This window comes from Streptomyces sp. NPDC003691 (genome assembly GCF_053981115.1).
In genome coordinates, this window is the sequence record NZ_JBSFNQ010000047.1 from 54,121 (window position 1) to 64,010 (window position 9,890).

The window sequence follows — 9,890 nt, forward strand, 5'->3', positions numbered from 1 at the left end:
GGTGCGGGGCCGGAGCGTACGGCCGGGCCGCGCCCCCCGCCCGCACCGGCCGTACGGCGGTCGCGGCCGGCACCCCGCCGCAGTCGGCACCTCGCCGCGGCCCGTACCCCGCCGTGGCCGGTCGCGGCGATCCGGTCCCGAGGGGCTCCGGCGGGCCCGACAATGGGGGAGTGGAGAACAACCGTCCCGCCGAGGCGATACCCGTCGCCCGCGCCGTCGATCACGGCCTCGCCAGACTGCTGCCCGACATCGACCGCGCCCGGTCCTGGCTGCTCACCGTCGACGGCGCCCCGCAGTCGTACGTCGACCTGGACGACCCCACGTACCTGGAGTTCGAGTACGCCCGCCGGATCGCCCATCTGCTCGACTCGCGCGCCCCGGCGGGTGCCCCGCTCGACCTGCTCCACCTCGGCGGGGGCGCGCTCACCCTGCCGCGCTACGCCGCCGCCACCCGGCCCGGGTCGCGGCAGGACGTGGTGGAGGCCGACCGGGGACTCCTGGCGCTGGTGGCCGAGTACCTTCCGCTGCCCGCCGGATCCGGGATCACCGTGCACGCCGCCGATGCCCGCGCCCATGTCGAAGCGGCCGCCCCGGACAGCGCCGACGTCCTCGTCGCCGATGTCTTCGGCGGCTCCCGGGTGCCCGCGCACCTCACGTCCGTCGAGTTCGCCCGGGCGGCGGAGCGGGTCCTGCGGCCCGGCGGGGTGTACGCGGCCAATCTCGCCGACGGCGCGCCGTTCGCGTTCCTCCGCTCCCAGCTCGCCACCTTCGGCGCGGTCTTCGGCGAGCTGGCGCTGATCGCGGAGCCCGCGGTGCTGCGGGGACGGCGGTTCGGCAATGTGCTGCTGCTCGCCTCCCAGGCGCCCCTCGACACGGCCTGTCTCGCCCGCCGCACCGCGGCCGACGCCTTTCCCGCCCGGGTCGAGCACGGAGCGGCGCTGGCGCGGCGCACCGGGGACGCCCGGCCGGTGCGGGACGCGGAGGCGCAGAGCTCGCCGGAGCCGCCCGCCGGGGCTTTCGGCATCGGCTGACGGCCGCTCCGCGGCGGCAACTCCACCGGCGCGGCCGCGGAGCACGGCCGGGCGGCCGGCGGGCCGGGTGTCAGGCGCCCGACGCCGCCGCCTGGCGGACCGTGCCCAGGATCTTCCGGATCAGCGCCTCGGGGAGTTCCCCCTTGACGCCCTTCACCCCGTGCAGGACAAAGGTTTTGATCTCGCCGGTGGAGTCCTTGAAGCTGAACGCCACCGACTTGCCGTCGGTCTCGCAGGAATGGCGCTTCTTCGTCCCGCTCGCCGTGGCGGTGGAGACGCTGCCCACCAGCCCCGACGCCGTCGTGAACGGCACGGCCTTGACGACCTTCACGGTGCCCGCGGCGCTGCCCTGGGCGTAGGCCGCCCAGGCCCAGTTGTACGCCTCGTTGTAGGCGGCGTCCGCGGTGCTCTTCGCGCCCCGCGCGCCCTTGGTGCCCGCCGTGGCCAGCCCCCAGTCCTCCTTGGTGCCGTCCTTGTTGTAGTCGTACAGACACCAGGTCGGCCGGAGCTGGGCGGGTGCCGACATCACGACGGCGGGCGTTCCGTCGCCCTTGCTCTCGTCCTCGTAGCCCGTCTGCATCCCGGCGCCCATCAGCGTCCACTCGGCGGGTACGTCGAACATCGTGCCGTGCTGCGGGTTGATGACGACCTTCCAGCCCGGGACGGTCGCCTCGGCGTCCTTGCCCGCGCGCGGGTTCTCCTCGGTCGAGGTGGCCGGCGGGGGCGACGGGGTACCCGCCGCCGGGGGAGTGGCCGGGGCGGAGGCACCGCCGCCCGGGTCCGTCCGGTCACCGCCGGCCCGGGGCTCCTCGTCCCCGCCGAGCACCACGACGCCCGTGACCACGGCGGTGGCGACGACGGCCAGGGCCGCGACGACGGCCACCACGGCCGTCTTCCGGCGGTCCCCGCCCGGGCCGGGCGGCCCGGGCGGCGGTCCGCCGACGGCGTACTGGGAGACGGTGGGCTGCTGGTGGGCACCGGGCTGCGGGTACCCGGGCTGCCCGCCCCCGCCCGCAGGCTGCAGATACGGGTTCGGCTGCTGGTACCCGGGCCCGTGGTACGGGTTGGGCGCCTGCGGGCCGGATCCCGGCCCCGGCGGACCCTGGTACGGCGGGTTCCCGTCACCGGGCGGTTGCTGCTGTCCTGCTGGCCACATGGCGAGAACCCTAAACGGTGGCCGGCGGGCCCGGCGGACCGGTCAGGCGACTGCCCGCGGGCTAGGCCATGTCCGGGGGGAACGGCGGCCGGACACCGGGTGCGGAAAGGTCTGGCCATGATGACTACCCATGGGTAACATCGCGGCCATGAGCGCTGATCAGAAGTCCGTGGGCGAGCTGCTCGCCGCCACCGTCCCCATGGTCCGGACCCTCAACCTGGAGTTCACCGAGGCCACCGCCGAGCGCGCGGTGCTCCGCCTGCCCGACCAGGCCGAATTCCACAACCACGTCGGCGGACCGCATGCCGGCGCGATGTTCACCCTCGCCGAATCGGCCAGCGGCGCCGTCGTCCTCGCCGCGTTCGGCGACCAGCTGCACCGCGCCGTACCGCTCGCCGTCAAGGCCGAGATCGGCTACCGCAAGCTGGCCAAGGGCGAGGTCACGGCCACCGCGACGCTCGCCCGCCCGGCCGCGGACATCATCGCCGAACTGGACGCGGGCGAACGGCCCGAGTTCGACGTCACGGTCGAGATCCGCCGCGCCGACGACGCCGTGACCGGGGTCATGACCATCACCTGGACGCTGCGCCCCTCCTCCTGACCGGCCGAGGTTCCGTCCCTGCCCGGCCGCGGTGCCGTCCATGTCCGGCCGTCCATGTCCCGCCGTCCGCCGGTCCGTTCGCGCCGGTCGGTTCGCCGGGTACGGGGACGCGTACGGGCCCGGACCCTGGCGCGCCGGGGCCGTACCCGGCGATGATCGCCCGGCACGGTCCCGTACCGCACACCACCGGCCACGACGCCCACCGGCGAGGAGCAGCTCATGACGGCAACCCCCTGGATCGCGGGCTTCAACGGCGTGGAACCCGATCTCGACCCGGAAGCCTTCACCGCACCCACCTCGGTGATCATCGGCGAGGTGGTCCTGGGGGCCGGAGCCAGTGTCTGGTACCACACGGTGCTGCGCGCCGACTGCGGGCCGATCGTGATCGGCGCGGGCTCCAATATCCAGGACAACTGCACGGTCCATGTCGACCCCGGATTCCCGGTGACCGTCGGCGAGCGGGTGACCGTCGGTCACAACGCCGTCCTGCACGGCTGTACGGTCGGCGACGAGGTCCTCATCGGCATGGGCGCCACCGTGCTCAACGGCGCGCGCATCGGGGCCGGTTCACTGGTGGCCGCGGGCGCGGTCGTCCCCCAGGGCATGGAGGTTCCGCCCGGCTCGCTGGTCGCCGGGGTCCCGGCCGTCGTGAAGCGCCCGCTGGCGGACGACGCCCGGGAAATGATCAGAGTGAACGCGGAGATGTACACCGAGCTGGCCAAGAGCCACCGCGCGGTGCGTCCGCGGGACTGAGGAGCCGGGAGGGTTCCCGGTACGGCCCCGGCGGGCACCTCACGGGGCCCACGGCCTCAGCCGCACCGGGACACGGCCTCAGCGGACGGCCGGCGTGAACCGCACCGGGAGGGCGGCCAGCCCCCGGGACCGGACCGACGGCCGCCAAACCGGTTCGGCCGCGTCCGTCGCGAGCACGGTGTCCGGCAGCCGCTCCAGCAGGGTGTCCACCGCGGTGCGCGCGATGACGTCGGCGAGCAGCGGCGCGGGGTAGGGACAGCGCCCGGCGCCGCCCCCGAACGAGAGGTGTGCCGCATTCTCGGCACCCGCCCGCCCGTCCGGCCGGATTCCCGGATCGGTGTTGGCCGCCCCCAGCCCCGGCAGCACCAGGTCACCGGCCCGGATCGGCTGCCCGCCGAGCCGGGTGTCGCGCCGGGCGCGGCGCCCGGCGGCGAGCTGCGCCGGAGTGTCCAGCCACAGGACCTCGTTCAGCGCCTGGCCGACGCAGAGCCGGCCGCCGGAGACGTCCCGCGCGAACCTTTCGTCGGTGAGCAGCAGCCGCAGGGTGTTCCCGATCCAGTCCGCCGTGGCCGGATGGGCGGCCGCGACCAGCCCGAGTACCTGCCGCGCGGTCTCCTCGTCCGACGGCCCGGCCGGGTCGGCGAGCAGCCTGGAGACGATGTCGGGGCCGGGGGCCGCGCGCCGTGCCGCGACCAGCCGCCGGACCCGCTCCCCGGCGCGGACGTACGCGGCCACCGCCCCGTCCGCCCCGTTCCCCCCGGAATCCGGGGCCCGCGCCGCGCCCCGGCCCGCCGCCCCGTGCCCCGTACCGCTGTCCGAAACGCCCCCGGGTGTGCCACCCCCCGGCGGGTCACCGTCCCCGGCGAGGGCGGCCCCCAGATCGCGTACCAGCCCCTCGGCCGCGTCGGCACCCGGCGGAAGCCCGCACATCAGAACCGCCGCGCGCAGCGAGAGCGCCCGGGCGTACGCGGACATCAGCTCGGCCCGCCCGCTGCCCGCGAACACGTCGATGAGCCGCTGGGCGATGCCCCGGCACCCCTGGGCCAGCTCGAACTGGTCCACGGCCGCCAGCGCCCGGGCGAGGGACGGCACCCGCCGCCGGTCCGGCGCCGCCCGGGGCTCCGTCCCGCCGTCCGCCCCGGGCCACGGACCGGGCAGGGAGGTGTCCCGGGCGAACAGCTCGTCGTGGCCGACGACCTGGGCGACCTCGGCGTAGCCCAGGACCAGCCAGGCCCGGACGCCCCCGGCGAGGACGACCGGCGCGACCGTGCCGTGCTCCCGCCGCAGGGCGGTGTACCGCGCGGACTGTCCCCCCTCGGCCGACGGGACGAGGCCGGCGGGCGCGGGCGGACCCGCGGTCTCCTGAACGCCGCCGGGCGCCGGGGCGGGCGCGGGGGCGCCGGGAGCCGGATTCCGGGGACCGGTGTCGCTGCGGTTCGTCATGGGGCTGTCTCCCGGGCCAGGGTCAGATCACGGAGATGGTTGACGAGGCTGAGCAGGACGTACTTGCCCGAGGCGCGGACCCGGGCGTCGCAGTCGACCAGCGGTACGTGCGGGGCCAGCGACAGCGCCTGGCGTATCTCCCGGAGGGAGAAGAGCGCGTGGTCGTTCTCGAAGCGGTTCACCGCGACCACGAACGGGGTGCCGTGGTTCTCCAGCCGGTCGATGGCGTACCAGGAGTCGCTCATCCGGCGGGTGTCCACCAGGACCACCGCGCCGAGCGTGCCCGCGAACAGCCGGTCCCACAGGAACCAGAACCGCTCCTGGCCCGGCGCGCCGAACAGGTACAGCACCATCCGCTCGTTGAGGCTGATCCGGCCGAAGTCGAAGGCGACCGTCGTCGTGGACTTGCCCGTCGGGCCCGCCGTCTCGTCGATACCGAGGCCCGCCTGCGTCATCACCTCCTCGGTGTTCAGCGGGCGGATCTCGCTCACGGACCGGACCAGGGTGGTCTTGCCGACACCGAAACCACCCACGATCACGATCTTCAGGCCGGTATCGGCGGAATCGGTCAGCGGAGTGAGCGCCGGTGGCCCGGCGGACAGTTCAGAGGTTGCGGAGTCCATGGAGCACCTCTTCCAGAAGAGCCGAGTCGGGCAGACCGGCGAGCGAATGCGCCGCCCTCGGCCGCCGTGCGGTGATGCGCCCCGTCGCCAGGAGGTCCCCGAGCAGGATCCGTACGACCGTGACCGGCAGCCTCAGCTGCGCCGAGAGCTCGACGACGGAGACCGGATGCCGGGCCAGTTCGAGGATCCGGGCGTGCTCCGACTGCATGCCCGGAGCCGGGCCGCACTCGCCCACCACCAGGGTGACCAGGTCGAAGGTCCGCTCCACATCGTCGGCGACCGTGCAGCGGCCGCCGGTGACGGTGTAGAGACGGTCCGGTTCCCCCAGGTCGACGGGGTGACGGGTCATGTGCGGGGACTCTCCGGGGCGGTCGTGGTGCGGGGCTCGGCACGCAGCCGGTGACCTATGCCCTCGACGAGTTCGGTCATCTGGTGGCCCACGGCACCCGGGTCGGCGTCGGCGTCGGCCACCACGGCGAGATGGGCGCCCTCCCCGGCCTCCACGATGAACAGCAGCCCGCCGTGGAACTCGGTCATGGAATGCCGTACGCCGCCGGTGCCGTCGCCGAACTCGACGGAAGCACCCTGGGCGAGTGCCTGGATGCCCGAGCAGATCGCGGCGAGCTGATCGGCCTGGTCGAGCGTCAGCCGCGGGGTCCAGCAGAGCTTGAGGCCGTCCCGGGAGAGCACCAGGGCGTGCCGGGTGCCCCGGGTCCGGTCGATGAGGCCCTCCAGGAGCCAGGTCAGGCTGGTATCGGTGGTCTGCTGCATGGTCGGTGGGGGCGGGCGCCGGCCTCGGCCGGTGCGCCGGCCCGTTCCTCCTGTCGGGGAGAGTGCCGGAATCGTCCGGTCGTGGTCGTGGTCGTGGTCGTAGTTGTGGTGCTGGTGGTGGTGCCGGTGGTCGTTGTGCTGCCGCTCCGGGGCGCCGCCGGGGGCGCCAGGGGCGTCACGGGCGGGAACTCTCACCGGCGGGCTCCCCGAGGGGTTCGACGTCCGGCCCGCCGACCGGTTCCCCGGACATCTCTTCGGCGCCGGGGGCGGTGGCCGGATTCCCGGGTGCCCGTCCGGGGCCGGTGAACGGTGCCTCCGAAGCCGAAGCCGAAGCCGAAGCCGAAGCCGAAGCCGAAGCCGGAGCCGGAGCCGAAGCCGCGATCGTGGTCGCGGTCGTGGCCCGGCCGGTCATCGACCGGTGGAAGGAGTCGAACCGGGCGCCCGCGTCCCGTACCGGCTGCGCCGCCGCCGGGAGCGGGTCCACCGGCTCCGTACGGCCCCGGTCCGCCGCGGCCATCGTGCGGCCCCGGGGCCGTACCGGCAGACCGTTGGGAGTCGCCATGCCCGGCCGCCCGGGGGCGCCGGACGGCCGGGGCCCCGGGATCCCGCCGGCCACCGGGGGGCGCGGCGCGGGGGCGGAGTACGGGAGCGGGGGACGCGGTGCGGAACCCGGAGCGGCCGGGTCCGGGAGTACGGTGCCGTTCCCGGACGGTGCGCCGGGGGCGGGGCGTACGGGCTCCGGAGCACCGGCGGCGGGCTGCCGCGAATCCTGGTACGGAAGCTGGTCCTGGTGCAGGAGTTGCGGGGGCAGCAGGACGACGACGCCCGTACCCCCGCGCGACGACGGCCGGTAGACCACCGTCATGTGGTACTTGACCGCCAGCAGCCCGACCACGATCAGCCCGATCCGGGTGCTCGGCAGATACGAGAGGTCGGAGGCCCGGCCGGACACCGCCTCCTCCGCCAGACGCAACTGTGTCTCCGCCATCTTCAGACCGCTGTCCTCGACGGTGACGACCAGGCCCGCCGCCCGCTCCTCCACATAGACGTGGACCTCGTCCACCGGCGGGGAGAAGGTGGCGGCGTTGTCCATGAGTTCGGCCAGGAGGTGCATCACGGGCTCGGCCGCGTACCCCGCGATCCGCGCCGTACTGGTGGAGTGCAGCCGTACCCGGCGGTACGCGGAGATCCGGCCGACCGCTCCGCGCAGCACCGACTCCATGCCGATCGGCCGGTTCCAGGTCCGGCCGGTCCGGCCGCCCATCAGCAGCGCGAGCCGGTCCGCCAGCAGCCCGAGCTGGGACGTCTTGTGGTCGAGCCCGAGCAGTTCGCCGAAGACCTCGCCGCCGTGGCGGTCCTGCATCCCGCGGAGATCGGCGAGCATGCTGACGGCCATCGCCTGGACCCGGCTGAGGGTCCTGGTCCCCGCGCCCATCACCGCCGACGCCCGCCGCTCGCTCCGCGCGACCTCGCGGACGACCGTGTCCAGCAGTACCCGTACCCGGTCGTCACCGGGGGGTTCCAGCGAGGCGAGCACGGTGTCCGCCGAACTCCCCGCCCGCAGCCCGGCCAGTGCCCGGGGCAGGGTGGCCGAGGTCAGCCGGTCGAGTTCGTCGGCCGCCCGCGCAAGCCCGCGCACCGCGGCCACGCTGTCGGCGGTCGCCGCCCGGGCGACGCTCTCGCCCGCGGCGAGTTCGGCGGCGCAGTGGGCCAGTACGGCCCGGAGCAGCGGATGGGCGGGCTGCGGTACGTCCCCGAGCACGGCGTCCGCGCCCTCGCCGTCCCGCAGCCGCTTGACGACCAGCGGAAGCGTGACTTCCAGCAGCCGTACGACATCCTCGTCCGCCCGGGCCGAGCGGGTCCGCAGCGCCCTCGCCACCGCGTCCGCCGCGGCCGCGGCGGCTCTCAGCCGCCGGGTGTTGAGCGTGCCGAACACCACCCCTGCGGTGATCACGGCCCAGGCGGTGAACACGGTGACGGTCGCCCAGGTCCGCGCCGGGGCGGGGGCCGTGGAGATCGCCGTGACCCCGGCGACGGCTGCCAGCGCGACGGCGGCGGGGGCGGCCGCGGGCGGCAGCGGCCGGGGGGTGCGTATCCGATGGGGTTTCGGGGCGACTGACACGGACATGGGGTCCTTCGCTGCTGGAGTCTGCCGGGCCCGCCGGCGACGGGCCGGCGGCCGCGCCGGTCCCGGGCACGGCGCGCCCGGGGCACGGCCGGGAGTCCGGGCGGGTGCGGGTGGGGCCGATCCGCGCGTATCGGCCGAACGTGTGGGCGGACACCGGAGGTTGACGGTGATCTTCCGCACGGGCGTGGCGCTCATGCTAGCCACGGGCCGTCCACCGGAAGCCCGGACCGCCGGGGCTCCCCACAGAACGGAGGACTTCGCGGCGAAGTCGCCCTCCGAGCGCCGCCATTGTGGTATCGCCGCCCCGGCGGGAACCGGTCCCGGATGTACCCCGCCCCGGCGGGAACCGCTCGCGGATGTATCCGGTCCGGCTGCGCGCGGGGATCCGGGGGTACGCGCGGTCCCGGCCGGCTGGGGCGAACATCACAGCTCCGCGCCCTGAACGGCACGGCTCCCGCCGACTACCGTGTGCGCGTGCCCAGGAACAGCAACACGTTCTCGTTCTCCTCGCCTTCCGCCTGGTGGCAGGGGGTGCTGAGCAGTGCCGTCCACCGGGTGTGGGACGGGGTCCGGAGCGCGGGGGCGGTGACGGCGGCCCGGCCCGGCCGACTCCGGTTCCGCAGCATCGGCGAGGGCACCCGGCTGGCCTTCCCGCAGGGCACCGTCTTCGGCGAGGAGTGGATCGAACTCGGCGAACACTGCATCATCGCCGAGCAGGTCACGCTCACCGCGGGCATGATGCCCGGGCTCGACCTGGGGCGGGACCCGGTCCTGACCCTCGGCGACGGAGTGGTCCTCGGCCGCGGCAGCCATATCGTCGCCGACGCCCGGGTGGCCGTCGGACGGGAGACGTTCTGCGGACCGTACGTCTACATCACGTCCACCAATCACAGTTACGACGACCCCGGGCTGCCGGTCGGCAAGCAGTGGCCGCGCAGCGCGCCCGTGACGATCGGGCCCGGCTGCTGGCTGGGCACCGGCGCCGTGGTGCTGCCGGGGTCGGTACTGGGCCGCAATGTGGTCGTCGCCGCGGGCGCGGTGGTCCGGGGGGAGGTGCCCGACCATGCGGTGGTCGCGGGCGCGCCCGCCCGTACGGTCCGGAGCTGGCATCCGGAGCGCGGCTGGGAGCCCCCGCTGCGGACGCCGCCGCCCGTGCCGGTGCCGGACGGTGTCACCCCCGAGCAGTTGCTGGCCCTCGCGGAGTGGGAGGAGCGGGACGGGGGCTGAGACCCTCGCGGCGGGTCCGGTCCTTCGCGGCGGTGCGGCGTTCCCGCGCGGCGGTGCGGCGTTCCCGTGCCCGCGAACCCCGTCGGCGGCGGCCGGCCGGGTGGAAGGACGCCTCCGCCGTCGGTGGGGTCATGCCCAGGAGGACCGCCTGGCCGCC

General features: G+C 75.2%; 10 protein-coding genes. 4 read left to right on the plus strand and 6 right to left on the minus strand.

The annotated features are described in order from the left end of the window. Positions 1-170: 170 nt before the first annotated feature. On the plus strand, positions 171-1,031 hold the full coding sequence (locus ACWDR0_RS22015) for a spermidine synthase (protein ID WP_456353423.1): 861 nt from the start codon (positions 171-173) through the stop codon (positions 1,029-1,031). 70 nt (positions 1,032-1,101) lie between these two features. Here ACWDR0_RS22015 and ACWDR0_RS22020 read toward each other — a convergent pair whose 3' ends face one another. After that, positions 1,102-2,187: a hypothetical protein gene (locus ACWDR0_RS22020; protein ID WP_456353424.1), complete on the minus strand. Its 1,086-nt coding sequence runs from the start codon at positions 2,185-2,187 to the stop codon at positions 1,102-1,104. Between the two features lie 148 nt (positions 2,188-2,335). Between ACWDR0_RS22020 and ACWDR0_RS22025 the strand changes: the two genes are divergently transcribed. Next, positions 2,336-2,788 (plus strand): DUF4442 domain-containing protein, encoded by a 453-nt coding sequence (locus ACWDR0_RS22025; protein ID WP_456353425.1) that lies wholly within the window; start codon positions 2,336-2,338, stop codon positions 2,786-2,788. Between the two features lie 219 nt (positions 2,789-3,007). Then, a complete protein-coding gene (locus ACWDR0_RS22030; RefSeq protein WP_456353426.1) occupies positions 3,008-3,541 on the plus strand; it encodes a gamma carbonic anhydrase family protein in 534 nt (177 codons plus the stop codon). Between the two features lie 78 nt (positions 3,542-3,619). On the opposite strand, the gene ACWDR0_RS22035 is transcribed toward ACWDR0_RS22030, so the two are convergent. The 5 genes from ACWDR0_RS22035 to ACWDR0_RS22055 form a co-directional block, all read right to left on the minus strand. Beyond that, complete coding sequence (locus tag ACWDR0_RS22035) at positions 3,620-4,984, minus strand: cytochrome P450 (protein WP_456353427.1); 1,365 nt, start codon at positions 4,982-4,984, stop codon at positions 3,620-3,622. Beyond that, entirely contained in the window at positions 4,981-5,607 is a 627-nt protein-coding gene (locus ACWDR0_RS22040; RefSeq protein ID WP_456353428.1) for a GTP-binding protein, read from the minus strand. Before ACWDR0_RS22040 ends, ACWDR0_RS22035 begins: the two co-directional genes overlap by 4 nt. Further along, positions 5,588-5,956 (minus strand): DUF742 domain-containing protein, encoded by a 369-nt coding sequence (locus ACWDR0_RS22045; RefSeq protein ID WP_456353429.1) that lies wholly within the window; start codon positions 5,954-5,956, stop codon positions 5,588-5,590. The genes ACWDR0_RS22040 and ACWDR0_RS22045 overlap by 20 nt, the downstream gene beginning before the upstream one ends. Further along, on the minus strand, positions 5,953-6,378 hold the full coding sequence (locus ACWDR0_RS22050; protein WP_456353436.1) for a roadblock/LC7 domain-containing protein: 426 nt from the start codon (positions 6,376-6,378) through the stop codon (positions 5,953-5,955). Before ACWDR0_RS22050 ends, ACWDR0_RS22045 begins: the two co-directional genes overlap by 4 nt. 175 nt (positions 6,379-6,553) lie before the next feature. Continuing rightward, entirely contained in the window at positions 6,554-8,506 is a 1,953-nt protein-coding gene (locus tag ACWDR0_RS22055) for an ATP-binding protein (protein ID WP_456353430.1), read from the minus strand. Positions 8,507-8,974: 468 nt separating this feature from the next. On the opposite strand from ACWDR0_RS22055, the gene ACWDR0_RS22060 reads away from it, so the two are divergent. After that, the gene (locus ACWDR0_RS22060) at positions 8,975-9,733 is read left to right on the plus strand and encodes an acyltransferase (protein WP_456353431.1); all 759 of its coding nucleotides are present in this window, start codon (positions 8,975-8,977) and stop codon (positions 9,731-9,733) included. Positions 9,734-9,890 lie beyond the last annotated feature (157 nt).

What these genes read in the sequence shown, in the direction of transcription:
- ACWDR0_RS22020 (WP_456353424.1), bottom strand. Translation starts at nt 2,187, where the DNA reads ATGTGGCCAGCAGGACAGCAGCAACCGCCCGGTGACGGGAACCCGCCG.
- ACWDR0_RS22025 (WP_456353425.1), top strand. Translation starts at nt 2,336, where the DNA reads ATGAGCGCTGATCAGAAGTCCGTGGGCGAGCTGCTCGCCGCCACCGTC.
- ACWDR0_RS22030 (WP_456353426.1), top strand. Translation starts at nt 3,008, where the DNA reads ATGACGGCAACCCCCTGGATCGCGGGCTTCAACGGCGTGGAACCCGAT.
- ACWDR0_RS22035 (WP_456353427.1), bottom strand. Translation starts at nt 4,984, where the DNA reads ATGACGAACCGCAGCGACACCGGTCCCCGGAATCCGGCTCCCGGCGCC.
- ACWDR0_RS22040 (WP_456353428.1), bottom strand. Translation starts at nt 5,607, where the DNA reads ATGGACTCCGCAACCTCTGAACTGTCCGCCGGGCCACCGGCGCTCACT.
- ACWDR0_RS22045 (WP_456353429.1), bottom strand. Translation starts at nt 5,956, where the DNA reads ATGACCCGTCACCCCGTCGACCTGGGGGAACCGGACCGTCTCTACACC.
- ACWDR0_RS22050 (WP_456353436.1), bottom strand. Translation starts at nt 6,378, where the DNA reads ATGCAGCAGACCACCGATACCAGCCTGACCTGGCTCCTGGAGGGCCTC.
- ACWDR0_RS22055 (WP_456353430.1), bottom strand. Translation starts at nt 8,506, where the DNA reads ATGTCCGTGTCAGTCGCCCCGAAACCCCATCGGATACGCACCCCCCGG.